This window comes from Dellaglioa sp. L3N (genome assembly GCF_054941095.1).
In genome coordinates, this window is sequence record NZ_CM142928.1 from 1,455,189 (window position 1) to 1,481,100 (window position 25,912).

Sequence of the window (25,912 nt, forward strand, 5' to 3'; positions counted from 1 at the left end):
TATAAATGAAAACCCAGTTATCCATTCCAACTCAAAAAAATTGAGTTCAAAATGGATAACTGGGTTTATGCTTGCTTATAAATGGCAATAACACACCTTATTATCAATTTATTTAATTATCTTCTTGCCTGTGGGTGACTCGCCAAATATGTAGTACTAAATACACTTGCTCATCAGCTTGTAAATCCCAATTGGCACGTTCTCTAATATAATGCACAATTTTTTCCACTGTTTCGTAAACTTGTGGATAACGACTAATCATCATTGCAAGTAACTCAGGATCAAGTTCCGCACGATCAATCTCAGTATTATTAAAATGTCTAATAAATAAATAACGCAAATGTGACACAAATCGACTATAATTAAATGTTTTTTCATCGAGAATAATACCAGTATCTAATTGAATAATATTAATAATTCCTGAAATAAGTTCAGACATTTTCATTGAATCTTGAACAGCATGCCCACCTTCTTTGACGTTAATCAAATGATAGGTTAGCAAAATAAGTTCGTTTTTTTGAACCGTAACATTAAATTCTGATTCAATCTCACGAATACCAACCTCGGCTGCGTGAAATTCAACTGGAAATAACTTTTTAATTTCCCAATGAACTGAACGATCATTTAAAAACATTTCTTCACTATTCTTCTTTAATGAATATTGCAAATGATCCACCAAAACTAAAAATTGAACATCATCAAATTTAGCTTCAATTAATGGTTCAATCACTTTAACGAGAGCGGTAGCAATATCTAAAATTTGTGCATCAAATCCTGATATGAGTTTCATTGTATCTGAATCTTCTTCGGCCTTGAACCGACGGTCAATACGTTCTTCATCGATGCTATCTCCGGAATGATAACCGAATCCAATACCATTACCAATAACGACCCACTCAACGTTATCGGATGATTCAACTAAAGCTGCATTATTATTAAAATTTTTAACAAACTTCACATCAAACCGACCCCTTTCCATAAAAAAAGACCCATAAATACAGACATTTACACATCTCTATCAATAGGTCATGCCTGATCGAATCAGTAACACTCATTTCACTTACTAGTGTACCACCCCATGTAAGCGCAATCAATAATTATTTAGATTTTTTACAGGTTACTGCCATTTTCTTTAATAATCTTTTGATACCAGTAGAACGAGTCTTTCTTATAACGTTTTAATTCTTTGGCACTGTCTTCGTCACGGTCAACATAGACAAAGCCATAACGTTTTTGATACCCATTAGACCAACTCAATAAATCAGTAAAACTCCAAGTTGTATAGCCTATTACTTTGACACCATCTGTAATCGCTTCTTGAATAGCTTTAATATGTTCATTGATAAAGTAAATGCGGTAATCATCATGAATGATATTGCCTTCTTCTAATTTATCATATGCACCAAGACCATTCTCAGTAATTAAAACGGGTAAGTCATAGCGACTATCAATTCGTCTTAACGCAATTCTTAAACCTTCAGGATCAATATTCCAATCCCAATCAGTTTGTTTTAAGAACTCATTATTAGTGGTCTTGAACATCCCTGGCACACCACTTTCAGAACTAGTTCCTTTTTTACCTGTATTATTTTCAGCAGCAAGTCCCACACCACCTACTAATGGGTTAGCAGCAATTGTTTGCGTCTGATAATAATTAAGTCCCATAAAATCAGGTTTTCCTGCAATTAAAAGGGCTTGATCTTCATCCGTCACAACAGGAGCTGTTCCACGCTCAGTTAGCCATTTGAAAATCATCTTTGGATAACGTCCGTAAACATAAACATCCATCCAAAAATGAGCAGCATAGTCTTCATAGTTAGTCGCTGCAACTTGATTTTTAGGATCTCCATTAACAGCATAACCCGGGCTATAAGCAAAACTTGGTCCAATACCACCTTGATAATGACCATCATGGAATGCCTTAATTGCTGAAGCATTGGCTAAATTAGCAATGTGATTTGCAGCATACATCCGTTTTTCATCATTAACTGCAGGTGGATGACTCTCCATTTGGTAACCATGAGAAATAAACACATTTTGTTCATTCAATGAGACCCAATATTTAACACGGTCACCAAAAGCATCAAAACAAGCCTTAGCATAGTTAGTAAAATCAGTAATAATTTCACGAGATTCCCAACCACCATATTCATCTTGCAATGCTTGAGGCAAATCCCAATGGTAAAGTGTGACAACTGGTTCAATGCCATTGGCAACTAATTCGTCAATTAAACGATTGTAAAAATCAATTCCTTTTTGATTTACTTGCCCTTTACCTTCAGGATAAATCCGTGTCCAAGCGATTGAAAAACGATAAGCTTTCAATCCTTGTTCTTTCATCAACGCAACGTCTTCTTTATAACGATGATAATGATCAACTGCAACATCACCATTTGTTCCTTTAAATGTTTTCCCAGGAATTCGGACAAATTTATCCCAAACTGAAAGACCTTTACCGTCTTCTCTATAAGCACCTTCGATTTGATAAGCTGCTGAAGAAGCACCCCATAAAAAATTGGTTGGGAACTGACTCATTTTTTCATATTCCATCTTATTTCTCTCCTTAAAAGTAATCACTTAATATTGGTTGTTCTTTAATTAATGCGCGATCAAATGCCATAATATCATCAGACACGAAACCAAATTTTTCCATTTGTTTAAGTGTTCGATAACCCATCATACTTCGGGTTAAATTTTGAATATCAATTGATAGTGTTGGTGCTCGATCCCTAACTTTTTCAACTGAGGTCTGCCCAGCTACTCGGCTAACTTGCCATTGCCCATCATTGGCAGCAATATTCGTATCTTTGACTTGAATCACAACTGCTTCAAAGTCGTGTTGATAAGGGTAACGCGTAAGAAAATCAGCTACATTTACAATTCGTGCCATCATATAAGGCTTTGTTTTAATTTCAACTTGAGGGTTTGCTAACAGATCTGGAAATGGCTGTCCAATTGGACTTGCATAACTAAACCATTCGTATGCAGACTGATGTTTAATCACAAAATTCTGTAATTGAAGCCAACTCTCACTGGTTTGATAGACCCACTCCACAATTTTAAATTCATCAGCTTCTCTTTGATAAACCAGGTAGCCTTGTGCCTCATCTGCTTCGTTATAGTAGATGGCCGTCTCCCAGCCAGGATGTTTCTCGGCTGAATACGTTAGCCACCAGTCGGTTCTTTCGATACCACCTTGTTGTGACAATTGATTATTCTGATACAAAGTCTTCAATTCATCTTTTACTTCCGAATAACGTCGCCTTTCAATATGCCCAATTGGGTTCACTTTTAATCGAGGTAGCGACTTCGCATTCATCCGATAGATGGTCTGATCAAATGTCGCTTCATAACCAAATTTACGATAAAACGGATATGAAAACGGTGCTAAATATGATAAGGTCATTCCGTCAGCATACATGTCATTCAAGGCCAAATTCATTAGCTGTCCAATACTACCCTGACCAGCAAATTCTGGATAACTTGCAACATAACCGATTCCACCCATTTTAAAGTGAGTTCCATGAAAATGTGTCATGAACGGTGTATTAATCACACCACTAACAACTCGACCTGCCTCAACTGAGCCCCAATTTACTGAATGCTCATACAATTTTCGAAAAAATTGTTTTCTTTGAGGCGATACCTTTTTGTTAAACGCATAAATCGATAAATCAAAGTAATCTTCAAAATGAGTCTCGTCTAACCGAACGTTTGCCATAGACACATTCAACTCCCTTATCTTATATAGATTAACCTCTTTAAATATAGCACGATTACCGCTGCATTGCAATCGCTTACAGAGTTCCTTAATAAAAAAAATCACCCAATAATAATTGGATGATTGCTATGATTAATCGAAATGTTCTGCTTTAGGTTTACGTCTTTTACCTTTATTTTTTTGATTTCTTAAACGAACTTTACGATGGGGTTTCTTGATAGGTTCATCAGATCGTTTTTGCCCATCACCCGTTTTAGCTTTTACTTCAACTTGCTTAGGTTTCTTGGCTTTAGGTTCAGCCACACGTTCTGGTCGTTCCGTCACAATTGCACCATCATATAAGTAGCCTTTTTCAATCTCAAATGGTGTATTTTTCAAGTCTTGTTTTAATGTACGTAAATCGTGTTCATTCCCAAGGTTAATCACCATTCCCTCAGCACCCATACGTCCAGTACGACCCACACGATGAATGTATGAAGTTGTATCTTTAGGCATATCGTAGTTCACAACTGCTGGTAACATTGGAATATCTAAACCTCGAGCAGCAACATCTGTTGTTAATAGTAATTTAATCTCATGCTTGTGGAGTTGCGATAAGGCATTAGCGCGATTGACTTGGCGTTGTTCACTATCTAAAACAGCAACTGGTACATGATCATATTTTAATTTTTGAGCCATGTCTTGTAACGACGATAATTGATTGAAGAAAACTAATGCGTAGAAGTCTTCAACATTGGCTAAGCGGCGCAAGGTTGATTGGCGTTTCCGTGTTGGCGTTTCAATAGAATAATGATGAACAACACCTTGTGTTTGATCAATATCCCGGACATCGTAAGTGACAACATCGACACCAAACCATTTTTTCAAATCATCTAAAATAGCTGTTTCCGTTGCCGAAAAGAAACTTAATTGGATACCTGCAGGCGCTTGGCTAATCAAGTCACGACAAGTTGTCAGGGTTTCATCCGTCAATAAATCGTCTGCTTCATCAATCACAACAGATTTAACTTTATGTAATTTAATTTTTTTATCTTCAGCCAAATTCATTAAACGACCTGGTGTTCCAACAATAATTTCAGGTTTTTTCTTCAAATTCTCAATTTGGCGTTTCATATTTGCGCCACCAATGATTGCTTGAACTTTTAAATCAAGTTCCTTAGCCCAAGGACGAATAACGCCAGCTAATTGCATTGCTAACTCTTGTGATGGTGCAATAATGAGTAATTGAATCCCATCTTTTGGTATTAATCTTTCAAGCAATGGTAAACTGAATGCTAACGTTTTACCTGAACCAGTTGGCGCTAATCCAAGGACATTTTCACCGGATTTTAATGGTTCATAGACCGCTTCTTGAATAGGTGACTGTGTTTCAAAACCTTGTTCTTTAAAATATGCATCAAATTTTGGATTCATTTTAGTCTCTTTCTTTTAACTTCATAGGATTAGTTTTAATAGTTAAGTATAGCATATAAAAAATAAGCTTCCATTGATTCGCGAAAACTTATCTCAGTCATGCTTATTTATCGTCAGCTGGAAATTTAATTCCAGCGCTTTGCCTTAAATCAACCAAGACTTTGTTAACCGTCACGCTAAGTTCTTGCCATTTTTTGTAATTGGCTTGATTAATTTCATCATTCGGTTGGTTAATCACTTGCGCAAAATCAATAACTTCAGCCAACATCGGATTTTTAGCGGGAAATTGGCTCAGCATTTCTTCTTTGTCAGAACCGTATCGATAAGTGACTTCGTTTAATTCAGCAGCATTATCCATCACAATTGTTTCTTTTAGACCATAAATTTCGCTTGTTAAATATGAATTAGCGGTTTTGCCAATGTTCAATGTCACACTGAAATCTTTGTAAGTTAGAATTGCAACGCCTTTACCATCAACACCAGTTGGTAGTAGCGTTGGCTTATATTGCACCTCAAGTGGTGTACCAAACCAAGAAACAGCATCATAAACTACGTAGACACCTAGATCTTGTAAGGCCCCACCCGAGAATTTTGGTGAGAAAATATTAGGTTCTTCACCAGCCAAAACGGCATCATAGCGTGACGAGTATTTCATATAAGTTAAGGTTGCCCCCTGAATAGTTGCCATATCAGCTACCTTTTGTTCAATTATTTTGAAATTAGCTTGATGAATTTGACGAGCTGCTTCGAATAATTGACTTTCAGGATAAGCCTCTAAAACGGCTTGAATTTCACTCATTTCTGTCGGGTTCGATACCATTGGCTTTTCGGCAATAACTTTTTTCCCTGCTTCAATAGCTAATTTTATTTGTTCAAAATGTAAACTATTGGGCGATGCAATATAAACGGCTTCAAATGTATCTGATGCAAAAAAATCTGTCATATTATCGTAAAAATTGCTTGCTCCATATTTTTTACCAAACTCTTTGGCTTTTGCTTCTGACCTTGAATAGACACTAATCAATTTAAATTCTTTTGATTCATGCGCTGCGTCAACAAATTGACCAGTAATCCAGTTAGTTCCAATGATACCTAATTTAATCATATTTACAGCCTCCGTTTTATTATTAAATTCATTGTACCAATAATTGAATCGTTTTCATAACAATCCTTTTATTTCAATTTCGTGACGATAGATTAAATTTATATATATTTTGGGCAATTTATTCCGCGTTGTTCGTTAAAAGTGCTATATTTAAATAAAGCAGTTCTAACAGGAGGGATAGCCGTGAAGAAACGTAGTTTTGCACTAATAGGTGCATCATTTTTTATTGGATTAACGAAAGATATCAAGTCAATCACCGCACCTAAAACTAAGGTTTCTCTACCTACTCTTTATGCTGGACATTGGTTATTCTATGATGAACTTAGTCACCGTCACCATAATCTAGACATTTCATCAGATCTTACCATTCAAATTGATGAACGTATACTCAATGGTAAAGTTGAGCATTTAGATGAACGTGAGCTTAGTTTCTTAGACGAATATGGTTTTCATCTAAGAATTGATGCAAATGATAAAGGACCTATTAGTTTATTCGATGAAGCAGATAATCGCACTTATACCATTAAATTAGCACTCATTAAAGAGCGTACAGAAGACGAAAGTGAAGATGAAGATTAACAGATTTTTGTTGGTTTTCTTCTTCATTTTTTGTTTCATTACGGGATTAAATAGTCTAAAATAATGAGATACATATTTCAAAATAGAAACGAGGATTTTTCCATGAGTAATGATCACCTAAAACGAGATATTGGCTTTTTTGCTGCCCTTTCAACTGTTATGGGCACCGTTATTGGCGGAGGTGTTTTTTTCAAAGTTTCAAGTGTCACACAACAAACGCAATCCGCTAACCTCACGTTATTTGTCTGGTTACTTGGTGGATTCCTGACAATTTGTGCTGGACTAACCGCTGCAGAACTTGCAGCTGCCATTCCTGAAACAGGTGGCGCAATTAAATATATCGAATATACTTATGGTCGTTTCCCAGCATTTTTACTTGGTTGGGCGCAAACAATTATTTATTATCCAGCAAATATTGCGGCCCTTTCCATTATTTTTGGGACCCAATTTACCAACCTCTTCCATCTGGATGCTCACCTAATTATTCCAATTGCTTTAATTAGTGGCGTTAGCATCACGTTAATTAATTTCTTAGGGGCAAAAGTTGGTGGTGCCTTTCAATCAATTTCATTAATTTTAAAATTATTACCCATTATCGTCATCGTTGTTTGGGGAATTTTCACGCCTGAACATGTTTCATTTCATTTAATTCCATTAACAGCTGGCGCACATCATTCATTCGTTACTGCTTTAAGTGGTGGCCTACTTGCAACAATGTTCGCTTATGATGGTTGGATTGGTGTCGGAAACATCGCTGGTGAAATGCATCATCCAGAACGAGATTTACCAAAAGCAATTATTTCTGGACTATTCTTCATTACCATTATCTATACACTGATTAATTTTGTCTTCCTTAAAGCACTACCCATTTCTGGATTAGCTGGTAATTTAAATGCTGCTTCCGATGCTTCTCAACAATTATTCGGTCAATTTGGTGGCAAATTCGTCACAATTGGCATCTTAGTTTCCGTCTATGGTGCCATTAACGGCTATACACTAACTGGTATGCGCGTTCCTTATGCAATGGCATTAGAAAATCAATTACCATTCAGTAATTGGCTAAAACGCTTATCCCCTCATACAAAAGTGCCTTATGTAGCAGGTCTTTTACAAATTACGATTGCCATTCTTATGATGTTCTTAGGGAGTTTTGATTTATTAACGGATATGTTAATTTTTGTCATTTGGATTTTCAACGTGCTTGTTTTTATTGCGTTATTCATTTTAAGAAAACGAGAACCTGCCCTAAAAAGGCCTTATAAAGTACCCCTATATCCAATCATTCCAATTATTGCCATTATTGGCGGTCTCTTCATTTTAGTGACTACCTTACTGACACAAACCACTTTAGCACTTGTCGGTTTATTGATAACAGCCATTGGAATTCCGGTTTATTTTATCCATAAAAAAATTTAATTATAATTTCAGAAAGGCTGACTTTTAACGGTATTTGACGTTAAAGGCCAGCCTTTTTTTAAAACATTTATTCTTATTGCTTTCCTTTTCATTATTTTTTTGTTATAGTTAAGATAGTAAATAAATAATAAAAGGAGATGCTCATCATGACAAACAAAGTAAAATTCTACGATGGTAAGAATCACATTCGCCGTAAGCTACTCACTAGGACTACATTTTTAACAGTTGGTCTTTTCACATTCTTAACGGGTATACATAGTATTGGTGCAATCTCTGCATCCACTATGAATGGCACTGCAGAGATCAAGACAGAACTCGTTGAAAAGTCTTCTGATTCTAGTATTAAGGCAACAGATGCAGCTACAAGCATCCAAGCAAGTGGATCTGTTTATGATGATGTCGCTAACATTAACACACCACTTAAACTTGCTTCTGCTTTCCACATTTTTACTCGTAAAGCAACATTAGACACACATACGAGTGGTAATATTGCCGTTGAAACGCTCGTTGGAAACACTGATTTCGGATCTAAAATTGTTGATCAATCATTAGTTAAAGATATTTCATACATTAAAAATGTGGAAAATATTTTAGGCAGTTCTTTTGTAACTAAAACTGATACACGCATTAATAAAGCTGTCTTTGGAATTGATAACGACCTTGACATCACTGAACCAAATCGTCCAAAAGTGAACGGAACTTATCTAGATCACTTAACTTTAGATCAAATTTTCCAAGATAAACCGGGACTATCACCCTATATCGACTTTGATAAAGAATTCGATGCACTTAAAGCCACAAACCGTACATTAGCATCACTTACACCGCATAAATCATACCAAAACTCAGACTTTGCCAATCGAAATTCACGTGAGATTGACATTTCTACACTGACACCTAACCCTCAACATCAGATTATTATTAATTTAGAGCCTGATGTTCTAGCAATGGATACACCTCTTACTATATCTGGACTATCAAAAAACGCGAATGATCGTGCAACTATCATTTTTAACGTCAATGCTAGTCACGGAACTATGTATAACATAAACTCACAAATTAAACTTAAGTACCTTGATGGCTCATTCAGACATAACCAAGAAACTGAATTTTTCGGAGATAACCATTTACTTTGGAACTTCTACGAAAGAAGTCTTGACCTCCCTTCTAAAGAAGGACTAAAAATCGCAGCTCCATTCCAAGGTAGTATCTTAGCTCCATATGCCACTATTGAAGTCATTCAGAACCTTGATGGTAACATCATTGGTAAATCTGTTCATATAAAAGCTGAATCACATCGTTGGGACCTTCAAGAAAGTACATCAACTTACAAGGAACCGGATCCTGTTGTTCCGGACCCTATAGTTCCGGACCCTATAACTCCTGATCCCGTTGTTCCGGATCCTATTGTTCCGGACCCTGTAACTCCGGATCCCGTTGTTCCTGATCCTATTATTCCGGATCCTATTATTCCGGACCCTGTAACTCCTGATCCCGTTGTTCCGGATCCTATTGTTCCAGATCCTGTAACTCCGGATCCCGTTGTTCCTGATCCTATTATTCCGGACCCTGTAACTCCTGATCCCGTTGTTCCGGATCCTATTGTTCCAGATCCTGTAACTCCTGATCCCGTTGTTCCTGATCCTATAGACCCGGACCCTGTAACTCCGGATCCTGTTGTTCCTGATCCTATTGTTCCGGACCCTGTTATTCCGGACCCTGTAACTCCGGATCCCGTTGTTCCGGATCCTATAGTCCCAGATCCTGTAACTCCGGACCCTATTATTCCGGATCCTGTAACTCCGGATCCCGTTGTTCCTGATCCTGTAACTCCGGATCCTGTTGTTCCGGACCCTGTAACTCCGGACCCTGTTATTCCGGACCCTATAACTCCTGATCCCGTTGTTCCAGATCCTATTGTTCCGGATCCTATTATTCCTGACCCTGTAACTCCGGACCCTGTAACTCCGGACCCTCTAAATCCAATAGTTTTTGTTAAACCCGTAACTATTACTCCTGCTAGACCTTACATGACCATCGCTCCAAAAGTAACTAACACCAACGTCACACCTAACATTTCAAACAACGTAAAAAATGAAACCGTTAACAAAAAGAACAATGTTACTACATCAAAAGCAACATTACCTCAAACTAATGAACAAAATACAAGCCGAGCGCGAAAAATGGGACTTTTAATAATTGGTATCGCATTTGTTGGAATAGCTATTCAAACAATACGACGCCGATTCATTAAATAACAAAAAACATTCGACTTAAGTAACATGAGCCTGACCAGCTCAAAAGTCGAATGTTTTTATTTTGCTTATTTTTATAAAACGTTTAAAAAGTCACTATAACCTGCTTTTATCATTTCTGTTTCAGGGATAAATTTCAGTGAAGCTGAATTAATACAATAACGTAATCCACCTTGTTCTTGAGGACCATCATCAAAAACGTGGCCCAAATGTGAATTAGCTTCATTACTTCTCACTTCTGTTCGCTGACGGCCTGGTAAACTTGTATCAATCAGTTCAGCAATCTTTGAACCAGGAATGGGCTTAGAAAATGATGGCCAACCACAACCGGCATCATATTTTTCCGCTGAACTAAAGAGTGCTTCACCACTGACAATATCAACATAAATACCTTTTTTATAAAAATCATCGTACTTACCTGTAAATGGTGCTTCTGTTGCAGCATGTTGCGTTACTTCAAACGCCTCTTTTGATAAGCGTGCGCGTAACTCATTTTCAGTTTCTTTTGCCATAATGAACCCTCCTCATCCTAAGTTAATTCACATATTACTCTTTTTTCAAATGGATACAACTAGTTTGCACCAAAAAATCGCATTAAAAACAAACCCGTTTTCAATGCGATGCTATTATTATAGATTTTCTCCATTTGATTGAATAACTTCTTGATACCAATTAAATGATTTCTTTTTAAAACGATCTAACGTCCCTTGGCCTTCATCATCTAAATCAACATAAATAAATCCATATCGTTTAGACATTTGGCCAGTTGATGCACTGACTAAATCAATACATCCCCATGGTGTATAGCCCATTAAATCAACCCCATCATTAATGGCATCCGCCATGGCTTCAATATGCGCACGTAAATAATCGATTCGATAATCATCAACAACGTATTTATTTTCATCTGGCTCATCTTTTGCACCAAATCCATTTTCAACTATAAACAATGGTTTTTGGTACCGTTGGTAAAGTTCATTCAACGCAATTCTCAAACCAGTTGGATCAATTTGCCAACCCCAGTCACTGGCTTTCAAATATGGATTTTTAACACCACCAATTAAGTTACCCTGTGCGCTATCTTTTGCCACATTTGTTTCATCAACAGTTGCTGACATGTAATAACTGAATCCAATATAATCAACAGGATTGGCTTTTAATAAAGCTAACTCCTCAGCTGTTGTCTCTAAATCACTAAACTTGAACCCATATTTTTGCATTAAACGATTTGTGTATGTTGGGTATTCACCACGAACTTGAACATCGCCACAAAAATGGTTAAATTCTTGATTTTGTTCAAGCGTTGCCATTTGATTAACAGGATCAGAATTATAACTGTACGTTGTCGCGTATAAAATCATACAACCGATTTGTAGGTTAGCATCTAATTTGTGCCCCGCTTCAACAGCCATAGCTCCTGCTACAAACTGATTATGCCATGCTTGATAAATATTTTGCATATCGTTTGCGCCATTACTTGCCACTAATCCTTGGCTCATAACTGGAAAATGTAACGCACTATTAATTTCATTAAAAGTCATCCAATAATTAACTTTTGTATGGTAACGTTCTAAAATTGTTTCAGAAAATCTGGCGTAAAATTCAATTAATTTTTTATTTTTCCATCCACCATAAGTTGTCACTAGATTAAGTGGTAATTCATAATGTGAAATTGTAATAACGGGTTCAATATTATATTTTAGACACTCATCAATAACCTTATCGTAAAATTCTAAGCCTTCTTCATTTGGCGTTAATTCATCGCCTTGTGGAAAAATTCGTGACCATGCAATTGAAAAACGATAAGCCTTAAATCCCATTTCTGCAAAAAGGGCAATATCTTCACGAAAGCGGTGGTAATAATCAATTCCGGCATGATTTGGATAAGTATATTTTTCAGAATCAATTTTCCAATCAAAATCTGGTTGATTAATAATATCAAATCTTTCAGTCCCACCTGGTAGCGCATCCGGAATTGATAAACCTTTTCCGCCTTCATTATAGGCACCTTCAAGTTGATTAGCAGCAGTTGCGCCACCCCATAAAAATCCTTTTGGAAATTTTGTCATTTGACTTCCTCCTTTTAGATTACGTATAAAATAGTATCATCTTTTGTAACAACCGTCTCTTCCGTTGGCACAATTTCAACAAATTCTGCCGTATTTGTTACAACCACTGGGGTCGTTATATCATAACCAGCATCTTGAATTTGTTTTATATCTGCTTCCATGAGTAATTCACCTTGCTTGACGTGTTGACCAGCTTCAATATGTTGTGTAAATGGTTTCCCTTTTAAATTAACGGTATCTAACCCAAAATGAATTAATAGTTCAATTCCTGCATCACTTTTCAATCCAATAGCATGTTTGGTTGGGAATACTGTTACAACTTTCCCAGAGAAAGGTGCAACAATTTTACCATTTTTTGGAATAATTGCGATACCGTCACCTAACATTTTTTCTGAAAATGTGGGATCATTCACGCTTTCTAGTGTGATAACTTCCCCAGAAACTGGACTAAATATTTTCTTTGTCTCTTTTGAACCCGATTCTAATGTCTTAATTTCTTCTGCATTAATGTTGGTACTTGCAGTAACAGTTGCAACTTTAACTTCGCCCTCATCAATTCCAAAAAGGTATGTCAAAACAAAACTAATTATAAATGACGCAACTAATACAATAACAGCTGTATAAATATTTTGACCATCTGTTTTACTTACAAATTGAGGCATTGAAATAATTGACAGTACAGCAAATGCAAATGATTTCAAATGCATAATTCCCATAAATAATCCTGTAATACCTCCTGCAATCATTGAAGCATATAAAGGTCTCTTATATTTAAGAGTGATCCCATACAAAGCAGGTTCAGTAACACCAGCTAATAAAGCTGAGATACTTGCGGCACTTGCAATTTGTTTTGTATTTTTATTTTTTGCTCTAATGGCAACAGCTAAACAAGCAGCCCCTTGCGCAATATTTGCAGCTAGCATAGCAGGCAAAATAAGTGAATCCGGTGACGCAATCGAAGCATTAAGAAACAATGGTGCGAAAGCCCAATGCATCCCAGTCATCACAATTAAAGGCATGAAAGCTGACATCACGATCATTTTCTTTACCTTAGGGTATATTATATTTAGAAAAAAACGATTTTAAACTTACCCACCTCAGTCCCTAACTCTTTCATTTTAAAGAAACCTTTTCAATATACATGTCGCCCCAATTTCCCATTGCTTTAATAACTGGCTGTAGCGTATTACCGAAGTCAGTCATTCTGTATTCTGTTTTTACAGGAATCACAGGATAACATTGTTTGACAATAATGCCGTCAACTTCTAGCTCTGCCAGTTGCCTTGCTAGCATGCGTTTGGACACATACGGTAATTTTTTCTGGAGTTCTGAAAATCGTAAAACCTTATTTTCAAATAAATGATATAAAATAACTGATTTCCACTTTCCATTAATAAATTGTAATGTATTTTGCACTGGACATCCTAAATCACAATTATACATTTCTCTCACTATAAGTCCCCCTCCGCTTCAATAAGTATCTCTTACATTCTATATTAGCACTTTGAAATAAAAATGAAGAGGTGCATTTAAATTCACCTCTTCACAATATCTAAAAAAGAGATTACGATTATCTTTGGAGGTAACGTAATGAATAATACAATTAAAGCTGTTGGTTTTTATCAACATTTACCAATTACAGATGTTAATTCTTTTCAAAATGTGACAGTGCCTATTCCAAAAATTTTGGAACACGATTTATTGGTGAAGGTCTCCAGCGTATCAGTCAACCCCGTAGATACCTTTGTTCGAAAAGGCGGTCGAAATACTAAATTAAAACAACCGAAAATTATTGGTTGGGATGCCGTTGGAATCGTTATAAATGTCGGAAAAAGTGTTACATTATTTAAAACCGGTGATCGCGTTTGGTACGCTGGTGACTTTACTCGATCTGGTAGTGACACACAGTTACAAGTCGTAGACGAACGAATTACTGGGTTTGCGCCTAAAAATTTAAGAGATACTGATGCAGCCGGGATACCTTTAGTTGGTTTAACAGCTTACGAATCATTATTTGAAAAATTAGGTGTCAATTTACTTAATAACACAAATAAAACAATCTTAATTATTAATGGCGCTGGTGGAGTCGGTTCAATGGCGGTTCAATTGGCTAAATTAGTTGGACTGACAGTCATCGCAACAGCCTCCAAAGAAGAATCAATCAATTGGGTTAAAAAATTAGGCGCAGATTACGTAATTAATCATCATCAAGATCTTGTTAGCCAAATTGAACATTTACCCCTAACGACTGTTGATTATATTTTAAATTTAAATAATTTGGATGCTCATTGGAATGAAATTGCTGAAATAATTAAACCAGACGGCTTTATTGCAGCAACTACAGAAAATCATCGGTTAATTGATTTACAAAAATTAACCAAGAAACGAGCAACATTTAGCTGGGAATGGATGTATAGTAAATCCTTTTATCACACAGAAAATATGATTTCACAGCACGAAATTTTGAATAAAATCGCTAATTTATACGAAAATCAGCAATTAAAAACAATTACAACGCTCAACTACCATCCCATTAATGCTGAAAATATGAAAAAAGCACACGCTGACATTGAGTCAGGAAAAATGGTCGGTAAAGTTACCCTAACAAATTGGGAGAATTAGTTGCAATCACTAGTATCTAGAAGTTACAGGTGTGATTCCTTTAAAAAGATTGAAGTCCCATTGACTTAATAATACTTCAATAGTATTATTATTTTATGATTATCAAACAATTAAGCGAAGATGAAGTCAGAGTACAAATTCTAAAAGCCCTTGCTGATGAAGCGAGATTAAAAATTATCCGAATGTTATATATCAAACAAGACGAGATGAATTGTGGAGAGATAGGTGAACAATTAGCTATTAACAAGTCAACAGTTTCTTATCATTTTAAAAATCTACGTGAAGCTGGATTAACAACAACGCGTAAAGTAGGACAAAATAAATTTGTCAGTTTGAACGAAGATGTTTTTAATGAATTTATACCTGGGTTTTTAGATACCTTATAAATATAAATAAGGTATCTATTTTTTAAACAATTGTTTGATAGTTTTAAAACAACAAAAGGAAGCGAAATTATGAAACGTTATTCAACCATGTTTTTTTTAACTATGTTTTTAATTGGCACTGATACATTTCTTATCTCCCCATTATTACCAACACTTAGTAAATTATACGGAACTTCTACATCAATTTCTGGATGGATGGTAAGTGCCTATGCCATTGGTTATGCCATTTTTGCACTCATTTCAGGTCCTATTTCTGATGGACGTGATAGAAAGAAAGTAATGTTATGGGGTCTTCTAGCTTTTTCAATATCAACTCTTTTATGTAGTTTTGCTTTCAATTTTGTATCCATGCTCTTATTCCGATTTTTAGCAGGTGTTAGTGCGTCGTTTATAACGCCACAAGTTTGGGCATCTATACCTGTCGTTGTTGAAAAGAAAAACATTGTTAAAGTTATGGGATACGTAACTGCAGGTCTATCAGTATCTCAACTTGTTGGCATTCCTATTGGTAGTTATTTAGCCGTAATCTCTTGGCATACCCCTTTTTTCGTTATTTCAGGAGCTTCAATACTCTTACTTGTCCTTAACCTTTTCGCACTTCCTGAACTAGAAATCGGTGCTAGAGAACATTTTTCATTTTTTAAAACTTACTCTCAAATTTTAAATAACAAACTTGCTCTAAGCTACCTTCTTGCTTATTTTGTTTTTCAAACTGGATCATTTACCGCAATCACTTTTATTTCAACTTGGTTTACTACGAACTTCGGTTTAACGCTAACAGGTGTAGGAACTGCAATGATTGCCATCGGAGCCGGTAATTTAATCGGGGCACTTTTTGGCAGTCGCTTAGTTACTCACATGGGCTTAGCTAAAACATTTCTTTTTGAATTAATTGCTTTAATTGTCCTTTATTTGATTATCCCATTTGCTAATAATTTCATGACAGCAGAAATTTTATTATCCGTTATTTTCTTGTTTAATGGTTTCATTTTCCCATTATTTATGGCAACTCTTCAAAGTACAGCTCAAAATGCTCGTAGTACTATCTCATCACTCTCCAATGCAGCAATGTATTTTGGCGAAACAATTGCAGGTATTGTTGGCGGTTTTTTGTTCAAGCAATTTTCAGGCTACTTAGGTATTTCCATCTTTGCAGCATTACTGATGTTAATTGCTCTAGCACTTTACTTTAAATCAGGAATTTTTAAATCAAAGAAACTTGAATAATGATGCAACCAAAATTTCCATTATAAATCATGTCATACCTTTTTGATAACTACTTACAAAAAAATATTTATTCCATCTTAATTAACCCAAAAAAAGACACCCCATTGGCATCCGCCTTTGAAGTGTCTTAATTTTTGATTATTTTTCTAAAATTGTAACTGTTTCGATATGTGTTGTTTGTGGGAATTGATCCACTGGTAAGATTGGTTTTGTTACTTTATAACCATCTGCCATAAATCCTTCGATATCACGAACCAATGTTGATGGGTTACAACTGATATAAACGATTTTTTTAGGTTGCATCTTAAGTGTACTTTCGATGAATGCTGGTTCTAAACCTTTACGAGGAGGATCGACTACTAAAACGTCGGGTCTCAAGTTAGCATGACTCCAGTTTTCCATCCAGTTTTCTGCCATCCCTGTTTCGAAACGAACATTATCAATACCATTAATCTTAGCATTTTCTTTCGCATCTTTAACCGCTTCAGAAACTAATTCAACACCATAAATTTGGCGTGCATGTTTTGCCATTGATAATGAAATTGTACCAATACCACTATAAGCATCGATAACTGTTTCGTTACCTGTTAAACCAGCACGTTCAAAAGCTGCAGCGTATAATTTTTCTGTTTGAACGGGGTTAATTTGGTAGAAAGAATGTGGTGAAATTCTAAATGTTAACCCATTCAATTGATCCTCAATGTACCCAGGGCCAAAGAGAACTTTGTTTTCGCGACCTAAAATTACATTTGTTTTTTCAGCGTTTGTATTTTGAACGATTGTTGTCACATCTGGTAATGCTTCACGGATTGCGGCAGTAATTTCAGTAAACATTGGTAATTTCTTAGAACGTGTTACTAAGACAATCATCATTTGTTTTGAGTAATGACCACGGCGAACCATAATGTGACGAATAATTCCTTTGTGTGCACGTTCGTCATAAGCTTCCACATGGAAACGTTGTAAAACGTCACGTACAGCAACGATTGCTTTATCAATTTCTTCATCTTGGATTAAGAAATCTTCAATTGCGATAAAATCATGACTGTTTTTCTTGAAGAAACCAGTCTTTAATTCACCCGCAATTTCACGAACAGGCACTTGTGCTTTATTGCGGTAATGGAATGGATCTTCCATCCCAACAGCATCAGATACTTCAATATCTAAATGTGCTTTTTTCAATAATTCTTGAACTTGTGCTTGTTTGAATTTCAATTGTGCTGGGTATGCTAAATGTTGTAAAGGTGCAATACCTGTTTGTGTGTATGCTGAACCCTTTGTTTCAACACGATCTGGGCTTTCGTTACGGAAAGCTAAAACTTTAGCAAAACCAAAGTTCTTGCTTACTTTCATCACACGAATACTAACTTTTTCACCTGGTAAAGCATTTTCAATAAACAATGGGTAGCCATCAACTTTGGCGACACCCATGCCTTGATAAGTTAAATCGATAATTTCTGCGTCAAATTCTTGGTTCTTTATTACTGGAGGTAGTTTTTTCATTGTTGTCCTTTCGATGTTCCGCGTATTTACTTTATTCAACCATGTTTAACCCCTAAAAGTCAATAGATTCTAACTTTAGGAATAAAACAGGATTGAGGTCTTTACCGAGCACCTCAATCCTACTTGATTTCTTATTTATCGCTTACTTTATTAATTGTACCATTGCCGTCAATATCTTCGTCATGCATTTCTTCAACTTCTTGCACAAAATGTTCCTCCGCTTCAATTTCTGCAGCTGTCCGACTTGATGTGATTAAAGCATCTGGTAAAGCATCCGTATTGGCAAACATTTCGATATGTTGTTTCAAATTTTTGAAAGTCATTGGGGCATCGCCACCATATTCACCATCAATATTGATCATCATTTTATTATTGACTGGTTTAGCAATTAATTTTGACGTTTTTACATAAATCACACGTTTATCATTAATATGCTTACCACCATTCAATACAAGTGCCATTAAATGCAACATTTCGGCGATATTACTTGCTTTAACAACGAGCAAGGTAAACTTACCGTCATCAAGTGATGCGTCTGGTACGATTTGTTCAAAGCCACCAACGGAGTTCGTCAATGCGAGTAAGAACATTGATGCTTTCCCTTTGAAAATTCCCCCATCATATTCGAGGTTCATTTCAATTGGCTTCATTCTAGGTAACATTTCGGCACCCTTAACTAAGTAAGCCAGGTAACCAAAAAGAGATTTAAATTGTGAAGGAACATCATAAGTCAATTCCGTCAATAAACCACCACCGGCGATATTAATGAAATATTTTTCTCCAGCTTGTCCAACATCCATTTTGATAGTGCTACCTTTAGCAATCACTTTTGCAGCAGCAACTGAATCATCCCTAGGTATTTTTAAAGCTCGGGCATAATCATTCGTCGTTCCAGCAGGAATAACACCCATTTTAGGTCGATGCTTTAGTCCAGCAATCCCATTAGCGACTTCATTAATAGTCCCATCTCCACCAGCAGCAATAACTAACTCAAACCCTGATTTTGCAGCTCTCGTTGCTTCATCACGAGCTGAATGTTTTTTGGCTGTTGTGGCATAAGCACTTGTTTCATACCCGGCATTTTCAATGATATCTAAAATACTAACGAGATCACTTTTTAAAGCTTCACGGCCGGATGTTGGATTATAAATAATTCTGGCTCTTTTTCTCATTCCGTTCCTCCAAATGAACCTTATTTTAATAAGATTATCTTTGCTTCAATGAAGCCATCAACAATTGATTAACCACATTAGGATTTGCTTGTCCATGTGTTTGTTTCATGATTTGTCCGATTAAGAATCCAACAGCACGATCTTTACCATTTTTAAAATCTTCAATTGATTGTTCATTGTTATCTAAAATACCATCAATAATGGGTTGTAATTTAGCTGGGTCTGATAATTGTACAAGTCCTTTAGACTCAACCCAAGCTTTAGGTTCACTCCCATTTTTGATAATTTCTTGGAAAACTTTTTTGGCAATCTTACTTGAAATGGTCTCATCAGTAATTAAATTAATCATACCAGCAAGATTTTCTGGTGTTAATTTAGTATCTTGTAAGTTTAACTTATTCGTATTCATGAAGGCATTCACTTCACCCATTAACCAGTTAGCGGCTAATTTAGGATCAGCATCCAATTGAATGGTGTCTTCAAAGAAATCTGACATTTCTTTTGTTTGTGTCAAAATTTCAGCATCATATTCAGGTAAGCCTAATTCGCTTGCATAACGCGCACGACGTTTATCAGGCATTTCAGGAATTGATTCTCTGACTTCTTGAATCCAGTCATCACTAATATGAATAGGTGGAATATCTGGTTCTGGGAAATAACGATAATCGCTAGCCCCTTCTTTGACACGCATTAGAATGGTTGTCCCAGTCGGTGCGTCAAAACGACGTGTTTCTTGTTGCACAAGACCACCAGCCATTAAGAGGTTCATTTGACGTTTTTCTTCAAACTCAAGTCCTTTACGAACATTTTCAAATGAGTTTAAATTTTTCATTTCAGTCTTTGTCCCATAACCTGGTTGACCAATTGGATTGATTGAAATATTAACATCAATTCGCATTGACCCTTCTTCCATCTTCACATCTGAAACACCAGTAAATTGGATAACTTGGCGTAATTTTTCAAGATATGTGTAGGCTTCTTCAGGCGTTTTAATATCAGGACGTGACACAATTTCAATCAAAGGTGTTCCTTGACGGTTTAAATCGACGTAAGAATAGCCATTGGGATTATGCGTATTTTTACCCGCATCTTCTTCAACATGCATTTCTTCAATCCCAATTTTTTTTGTTTCACCATTGACTTCAATTTCTAAGAAACCATTACGACCAATAGGTTCTTCTGATTGTGTGATTTGGTAAGCTTTTGGATTATCAGGATAAAAATAGTTTTTACGATCAAAATGGTTATCTTTGGTAATTTCACAATTTAAAGCTAATGCGGCACGCATCCCATATTCGATTGCGCCTTTGTTAGCCGTTGGCAAAACACCGGGATAACCCCAATCAATAACATTGGTATTTGTATTAGGCTCTGCTCCAAAATCAACTTTTGAAGGTGAGAATGCCTTAGATTTAGTTTTCATTTCAATATGAACTTCAAGTCCAATTGTTGTTTCAAAATTCATTAGTTTTGACCTCCTAACGTAGGGATTTCTTTATGGAAATCAGTTGCTTGTTCAAATGCATACCCAGCACGATACATCGTTGCTTCATCAAATGATTTAGCAATTAATTGTAAGCCAACGGGTAAGCCATTAGAGAAGCCAGCAGGAATTGACATTCCGGGTAACCCAGCTAAATTAACTGGAATTGTTAAAATATCATTCATATACATTGTAATAGGATCTTCAATTTTGGCACCAATATTGAACGCTGTGTTTGGTGCAGTTGGGCCGATAATTAAATCGTAATCGTTGAATACGTTGCGGAAATCATTGCAGATTAATGTTCGAACTTGAGCTGCTTTCTTAAAGAAAGCATCATAAGTGCCAGCAGATAATGAGAACGTTCCTAACATAATCCGACGTTTCACTTCATCGCCAAACCCTTCTGAACGAGAACGAACGTAAACATCTTCTAAACTCTTAACATCTTGTGCACGGAATCCATAACGAATACCATCAAAACGTTGTAAGTTAGATGAAGCTTCAGAAGAAGCTAAAATATAGTATACAGGCACGCCATATTTACTATTTGGTAAGCTGACTTCATCCACAGTTGCACCCAATTCTTCAAACGTTTTAACCGCTTTTTGAATGGCTTCTTTCACGCCAGCATCAACCCCTTCACCTAAATATTCTTTAGGCAAAGCAATCTTCATTCCCTTAATGTCACCCGTTAAGCCTGCAGTAAAATCAGGAACAGCTTGAGCTGAACTTGTTGCATCATGAACATCATTCCCGCTAATTGCATTCAAGACAGCAGCATTATCTTTAACGCTACGTGTAAATGGCCCAATTTGATCCAAACTTGAAGCAAAAGCAATTAACCCATAACGAGACACACGACCATAAGTTGGTTTTGTCCCAACAATTCCATTAAATGAAGCTGGTTGACGAATTGAACCACCCGTATCTGATCCTAGAGCGGCAATCACTTCACCTGAAGCAACTGCAGCAGCAGAACCACCTGATGACCCACCTGGAACCTTAGTTGTATCCCAAGGGTTTTTCGTTGTTTTAAAAGCTGACGTTTCAGTAGAACCACCCATGGCGAATTCATCCATGTTTGTTTTACCAATCGTTACCATTTGTGCTTGACGCATTTTTTCAATAACCGTTGCATCGTAAATTGGGTTGAAGTTTTCCAACATCTTACTTGCAGCAGTCGTTGTGAGGTCTTTTGTGACAATATTATCTTTAACAGCCATCGGAATTCCGGCTAAGATATTAGTGGCATCAATACCAACGGCATCAACGGCTTTAGCTTGGCTAAGAGCCATTTCTTCATTCATAGCGAGGAAAGCTGCTATTTTTGAATCGCGTGCTTTTATTTCATCAAAAGTCGCCTTCGTTAATTCTTCAGAACTCATTTCTTTATTAACTAACGCGTCATGTAAACTTGATAAATCTTGTTTGAAATAATCCATCGTTAAGCTTCCCCACTTTCATCAATAATTGCTGGCACTTTAATAAAGCCATTTTCACTATCTGGTGCATTTTTAAAGAGTAAATCACGATCTGTCCCTTTTTCAGCAACATCTTCACGCATGACATTAAGCACATCCGTAATATGTGTTGTAACTGGCACGTCAGTTGTATCTACTTCTGACAATTGTTCAGCCATCCCAATAATATCATCTAACTGACTGGTAAATAATTCTAATTCTTTGTCACTGAGCTCTAATTTAGCTAACTCTGAGACATGCTTTACTTCTTCTTTACTAATTGACATTCAAAGCCATCCCTTCAAAATTCAAATTAATTTCATTTTTAATAACTGGTAAATACATGCGTATAGTATGAGCTTTCTTTAGCTGTTTTGGCAAGGAAACTTTGCACGGTCCCATCACTACCTTTGACGGTAATATCAATCGGAATTCCCGAAGCTAAATATTTCGCAGCGGTTGTTGATAAGTACTGTGTAAAACTCACAATTTCAGTTTCACTATAGAATTGCGATGTAATGTTAATATGCATCCCTGTAATTGCTTTGTTCTTATATTGAACTTGTGCTGTCACACCCGCTAAATTAGGGAAGAAACTTTGCACTTCAGTTTTGAAATTCGTAAATGACGTTTCATCATTTGTATTGGGTGTTGTCGATGTTGAAGTGGTTGGGAATGTATAACTTTTAATTGAGACGTTTTTCCAATTATCAATGGTTGTTTTACCATTCTTGTTCACTGCGTAAGCGTAAAAACTGCCACCAACTAAACTATCATTTGATGCTTGCTTATACAAAGCGACCATGATTGGGATATTATCACTAATTCCCTTAGTTTTACGAAGACGAGCAACCACTTTGTTAGCAGCTTCTTCCCCTTTTGCCTTCATTGTCGCATCAGAAATGATGGTTTTGTATTCAGCGCCATATTCTTCTTTTTGATAGTAATCAACTGAATTCATCCCGATACCCACAGACATACCTGAAAGTGTCATCTTGTTTCCTTTTTTAGTCATGAAATCTTGTTCTTCAACTTGTTGCACGTACATTGGATTACGAGCTGTTTCACCCGTTTTACCATTATCCTTAGGATTCAAACCAGCTTTATTCGAACTCGATTCACGCGCTAACCAACTTTGAACCGTGTCTTTTGTTAGATACTGGCCTTCTTGGAAAATATAGCTATCTGTTGCAAACTGGTCTTTCGATAAATCTAATAACCCAGATTCAAAACTTTTTAAATTCAAGACGTTATCATTTTGAGTGAGTGCTACACCTCTTGATTTACTTGTTAAATACTTACCATCTTTAATGACACCTTCGTAATTACTATCACTTGTTTGGCCCGTTGTCTGATAACCAGAACTTGACGTACTCTTAGAAACGCCTGATGTCCCTGAAGTTGATGAGACGTTCCCACAAGCTGCTAAAAGAAGCAGTGAAAAACTTAGCATAAGTCCAATTTTAATTTTTTTCATGTTACACTCCTTCCATAACTGAAATGAATTTTTGTTCATCCCAAATTTCAATTTCTAGTTGCTCAGCCTTGGTTAATTTACTTCCAGCATCATGCCCGGCAATTAATAAATCAGTCTTTTTCGAAACACTCCCAACAACAGAAGCACCGTGCGCTTCTAACCATTTTTTAGCGTCGGTTCGTTTCAATTGGTCAAGCGTTCCAGTTAGGACGACTTTTTTGTCCATAACGGGACTACCTTCAGCTGCTTCTGCTATTTCAGTAGCTGTTTGACCTAAGAAAGTTAAATTAACTTTGGCTGCAGCCAACTCAGTAATTAATTCATGTACTTGTTCATTCGCAAAATAGGTTATAAGACTATCCGCAATGACTTGCCCAATTGAATCAATTGCTACTATTTCTTCAGCCGTCACTGTCATTAACTGTTGCATACTTTTAAATTCAGCAGAAACTAATCGTGCTGCTTTAGCACCAACATGCCGGATTCCTAATCCAAATAACAACCGCTCCATTGAATTCTGTCGGCTAGTATCAATTGCCTGCAATAATTTGTTAACAGATTTTTCTTTAAAATTATCTAACGTTAATAATTGATCAGCCGTTAATTGATATAAGCCAGCCACATCAGTAATTAACTGAGCTTCAAATAATTGTTCTACAATCCTAGGACCAAGTCCATCAATATTCATCGCATTTCGAGAAGCAAAATGGGTCAAACTTTCTTTAATAAGCGCAGGGCATTTAGGATTAATACAGCGTAAAGCCACTTCTTCATCCAAATGGACTAACGCTGCCCCACAAACGGGACAATGCGTTGGTAGTTCATAATCAACACTGTCTGCAGGCCGTTTATCTAAAACAACTTCAGAAATTTCTGGAATGATATCTCCGGCTTTATGTAACTTGACCGTATCCTTAAGTCTAATATCTTTTTGTTTAAGTAAATCACCATTATGCAATGACGCTCGCGAAACCGTCGTTCCAGCTAATGTTACTGGCTCCATGATAGCCGTTGGCGTTACAACACCCGTTCGACCTACCGTCCATTCAATATCTAAAACTTTTGTTTCCTGTTCATCTGGTGGAAATTTGTAGGCGATTGCCCATTTAGGCACTTTAACGGTATTCCCAACTGCCTCATGAATCGTAAATAAATTAGCTTTAATCACAATGCCATCAATGTCGTAAGACAAATCATGGCGTTTTGCTTGGTATTCATCAATATATGCCGAAATTTCCGTCATATTATGCGTAACACGTGAATCCCTATTTGTTCTGAAACCCAGTTCAGATAATCGTTTTAACGCATCACTCTGTGTTTTTACATTCAACGCTTCCGGATCAACTAAGTAATAAATAAATGTACTTAATTGTCGTTGCGCTGTTTCAGCGGTATTTAATTGTCGCAAACTGCCGGCGGCTGCATTTCGCGGATTAGCAAAAATCGGTTCTCCAGCTTCTTCACGACGTTTATTCAACGCAATAAAAGCCTTGGTTGGCATATAACATTCACCACGAACTTCCAGCGAAATCGGTTCTGTCAACGTTAACGGAATCGACTTAACTGTTTTAAGATTCTCAGTGATATCTTCACCAATTGTCCCATCCCCACGAGTTGACCCTTTAACAAATAGGCCATTTTCATACGTTAACGAAATCGCTAACCCATCAATTTTAAGCTCAGCATTATAGCTAACTTCAGCCTCAACTGATTTTTGTAATCGTTGATCAAACTCAGCTAATTCTTCAATTGAGAAAACATCCCCCAATGACAACATTGGGACCTCATGTGAGACTTTTTCAAAGCCCGGTAGTATTTGTCCACCAACACGTTGCGTAGGTGAATCTGGTGTGACTAAACTAGGAAAGGCTTGCTCAAGTTCAATTAATTGTTGATAACGATCATCATAGACATGGTCTTCAACAGTTGGCTGATCAAGGACATAATATTGACGCGTCCACTTGATTAAGTCAGTTTTTAATTGATTAATTTTGTTAGTTGCTTCTTCCAACGTTATGGCT

The 25,912-nt window shown here is 36.5% G+C and carries 22 protein-coding genes; 6 read left to right on the forward strand and 16 right to left on the reverse strand.

All coding sequences use genetic code 11. The features are described 5' to 3' along the window. Positions 1-112: 112 nt before the first annotated feature. The 5 genes from ACVPPR_RS07485 to ACVPPR_RS07505 form a co-directional block, all read right to left on the reverse strand. The gene (locus ACVPPR_RS07485) at positions 113-979 is read right to left on the reverse strand and encodes a PRD domain-containing protein (RefSeq protein ID WP_462304045.1); all 867 of its coding nucleotides are present in this window, start codon (positions 977-979) and stop codon (positions 113-115) included. A 131-nt stretch (positions 980-1,110) separates the two neighbouring features. Then, positions 1,111-2,550, reverse strand: a complete 1,440-nt coding sequence (locus ACVPPR_RS07490; RefSeq protein ID WP_462304046.1) for a glycoside hydrolase family 1 protein — start codon at positions 2,548-2,550, stop codon at positions 1,111-1,113. A gap of 13 nt (positions 2,551-2,563) precedes the next feature. Further along, positions 2,564-3,721, reverse strand: a complete 1,158-nt coding sequence (locus ACVPPR_RS07495) for a GNAT family N-acetyltransferase (protein ID WP_462304047.1) — start codon at positions 3,719-3,721, stop codon at positions 2,564-2,566. 132 nt (positions 3,722-3,853) lie between these two features. Beyond that, complete coding sequence (locus ACVPPR_RS07500; RefSeq protein ID WP_462304048.1) at positions 3,854-5,134, reverse strand: DEAD/DEAH box helicase; 1,281 nt, start codon at positions 5,132-5,134, stop codon at positions 3,854-3,856. A 103-nt stretch (positions 5,135-5,237) separates the two neighbouring features. Continuing rightward, the gene (locus ACVPPR_RS07505; RefSeq protein ID WP_462304049.1) at positions 5,238-6,239 is read right to left on the reverse strand and encodes a Gfo/Idh/MocA family protein; all 1,002 of its coding nucleotides are present in this window, start codon (positions 6,237-6,239) and stop codon (positions 5,238-5,240) included. Between the two features lie 183 nt (positions 6,240-6,422). Between ACVPPR_RS07505 and ACVPPR_RS07510 the strand changes: the two genes are divergently transcribed. From ACVPPR_RS07510 to ACVPPR_RS07520, 3 genes are all read left to right on the forward strand, one after another. Further along, entirely contained in the window at positions 6,423-6,818 is a 396-nt protein-coding gene (locus ACVPPR_RS07510; RefSeq protein ID WP_462304050.1) for a DUF4828 domain-containing protein, read from the forward strand. 102 nt (positions 6,819-6,920) lie between these two features. Further along, positions 6,921-8,234, forward strand: a complete 1,314-nt coding sequence (locus tag ACVPPR_RS07515) for an APC family permease (RefSeq protein WP_462298729.1) — start codon at positions 6,921-6,923, stop codon at positions 8,232-8,234. Positions 8,235-8,380: 146 nt separating this feature from the next. Further along, positions 8,381-10,492, forward strand: a complete 2,112-nt coding sequence (locus ACVPPR_RS07520; RefSeq protein WP_462304051.1) for a collagen-binding domain-containing protein — start codon at positions 8,381-8,383, stop codon at positions 10,490-10,492. Between the two features lie 71 nt (positions 10,493-10,563). On the opposite strand, the gene msrB is transcribed toward ACVPPR_RS07520, so the two are convergent. From msrB to ACVPPR_RS07540, 4 genes are all read right to left on the reverse strand, one after another. Then, entirely contained in the window at positions 10,564-11,001 is a 438-nt protein-coding gene (gene msrB / locus ACVPPR_RS07525; RefSeq protein ID WP_462298731.1) for a peptide-methionine (R)-S-oxide reductase MsrB, read from the reverse strand. 117 nt (positions 11,002-11,118) lie between these two features. Beyond that, positions 11,119-12,558, reverse strand: a complete 1,440-nt coding sequence (locus ACVPPR_RS07530; protein ID WP_462304052.1) for a glycoside hydrolase family 1 protein — start codon at positions 12,556-12,558, stop codon at positions 11,119-11,121. Positions 12,559-12,572: 14 nt separating this feature from the next. After that, positions 12,573-13,622, reverse strand: a complete 1,050-nt coding sequence (locus tag ACVPPR_RS07535; RefSeq protein WP_462304815.1) for a glucose PTS transporter subunit IIA — start codon at positions 13,620-13,622, stop codon at positions 12,573-12,575. 49 nt (positions 13,623-13,671) lie between these two features. After that, positions 13,672-14,010 carry a winged helix-turn-helix transcriptional regulator gene (locus ACVPPR_RS07540; protein WP_462304053.1) on the reverse strand — a complete coding sequence of 113 codons (339 nt, stop codon included), beginning with the start codon at positions 14,008-14,010 and terminating at the stop codon, positions 13,672-13,674. A 138-nt stretch (positions 14,011-14,148) separates the two neighbouring features. Between ACVPPR_RS07540 and ACVPPR_RS07545 the strand changes: the two genes are divergently transcribed. From ACVPPR_RS07545 to ACVPPR_RS07555, 3 genes are all read left to right on the forward strand, one after another. Continuing rightward, complete coding sequence (locus ACVPPR_RS07545; RefSeq protein ID WP_462304054.1) at positions 14,149-15,180, forward strand: zinc-binding alcohol dehydrogenase family protein; 1,032 nt, start codon at positions 14,149-14,151, stop codon at positions 15,178-15,180. Between the two features lie 95 nt (positions 15,181-15,275). Then, on the forward strand, positions 15,276-15,566 hold the full coding sequence (locus ACVPPR_RS07550) for an ArsR/SmtB family transcription factor (protein ID WP_462304055.1): 291 nt from the start codon (positions 15,276-15,278) through the stop codon (positions 15,564-15,566). Positions 15,567-15,635: 69 nt separating this feature from the next. Continuing rightward, a complete protein-coding gene (locus tag ACVPPR_RS07555) occupies positions 15,636-16,793 on the forward strand; it encodes an MFS transporter (protein ID WP_462304056.1) in 1,158 nt (385 codons plus the stop codon). 138 nt (positions 16,794-16,931) lie between these two features. On the opposite strand, the gene rlmD is transcribed toward ACVPPR_RS07555, so the two are convergent. From rlmD to ligA, 7 genes are all read right to left on the reverse strand, one after another. Next, positions 16,932-18,296: a 23S rRNA (uracil(1939)-C(5))-methyltransferase RlmD gene (gene rlmD / locus ACVPPR_RS07560; protein WP_462298837.1), complete on the reverse strand. Its 1,365-nt coding sequence runs from the start codon at positions 18,294-18,296 to the stop codon at positions 16,932-16,934. 131 nt (positions 18,297-18,427) lie between these two features. Then, positions 18,428-19,468 (reverse strand): diacylglycerol kinase, encoded by a 1,041-nt coding sequence (locus ACVPPR_RS07565; RefSeq protein WP_462304057.1) that lies wholly within the window; start codon positions 19,466-19,468, stop codon positions 18,428-18,430. A 34-nt stretch (positions 19,469-19,502) separates the two neighbouring features. Then, positions 19,503-20,933, reverse strand: a complete 1,431-nt coding sequence (gatB, locus tag ACVPPR_RS07570; protein WP_462298738.1) for an Asp-tRNA(Asn)/Glu-tRNA(Gln) amidotransferase subunit GatB — start codon at positions 20,931-20,933, stop codon at positions 19,503-19,505. Beyond that, positions 20,933-22,396 (reverse strand): Asp-tRNA(Asn)/Glu-tRNA(Gln) amidotransferase subunit GatA, encoded by a 1,464-nt coding sequence (gatA, locus tag ACVPPR_RS07575; RefSeq protein WP_462304058.1) that lies wholly within the window; start codon positions 22,394-22,396, stop codon positions 20,933-20,935. The genes gatB and gatA overlap by 1 nt, the downstream gene beginning before the upstream one ends. 2 nt (positions 22,397-22,398) lie before the next feature. Further along, on the reverse strand, positions 22,399-22,701 hold the full coding sequence (gene gatC / locus ACVPPR_RS07580) for an Asp-tRNA(Asn)/Glu-tRNA(Gln) amidotransferase subunit GatC (RefSeq protein ID WP_462298740.1): 303 nt from the start codon (positions 22,699-22,701) through the stop codon (positions 22,399-22,401). A 38-nt stretch (positions 22,702-22,739) separates the two neighbouring features. Continuing rightward, positions 22,740-23,891 carry a CamS family sex pheromone protein gene (locus ACVPPR_RS07585; RefSeq protein WP_462298741.1) on the reverse strand — a complete coding sequence of 384 codons (1,152 nt, stop codon included), beginning with the start codon at positions 23,889-23,891 and terminating at the stop codon, positions 22,740-22,742. A 1-nt stretch (position 23,892) separates the two neighbouring features. Beyond that, on the reverse strand, positions 23,893-25,908 hold the full coding sequence (gene ligA / locus ACVPPR_RS07590; protein WP_462304816.1) for an NAD-dependent DNA ligase LigA: 2,016 nt from the start codon (positions 25,906-25,908) through the stop codon (positions 23,893-23,895). Positions 25,909-25,912 lie beyond the last annotated feature (4 nt).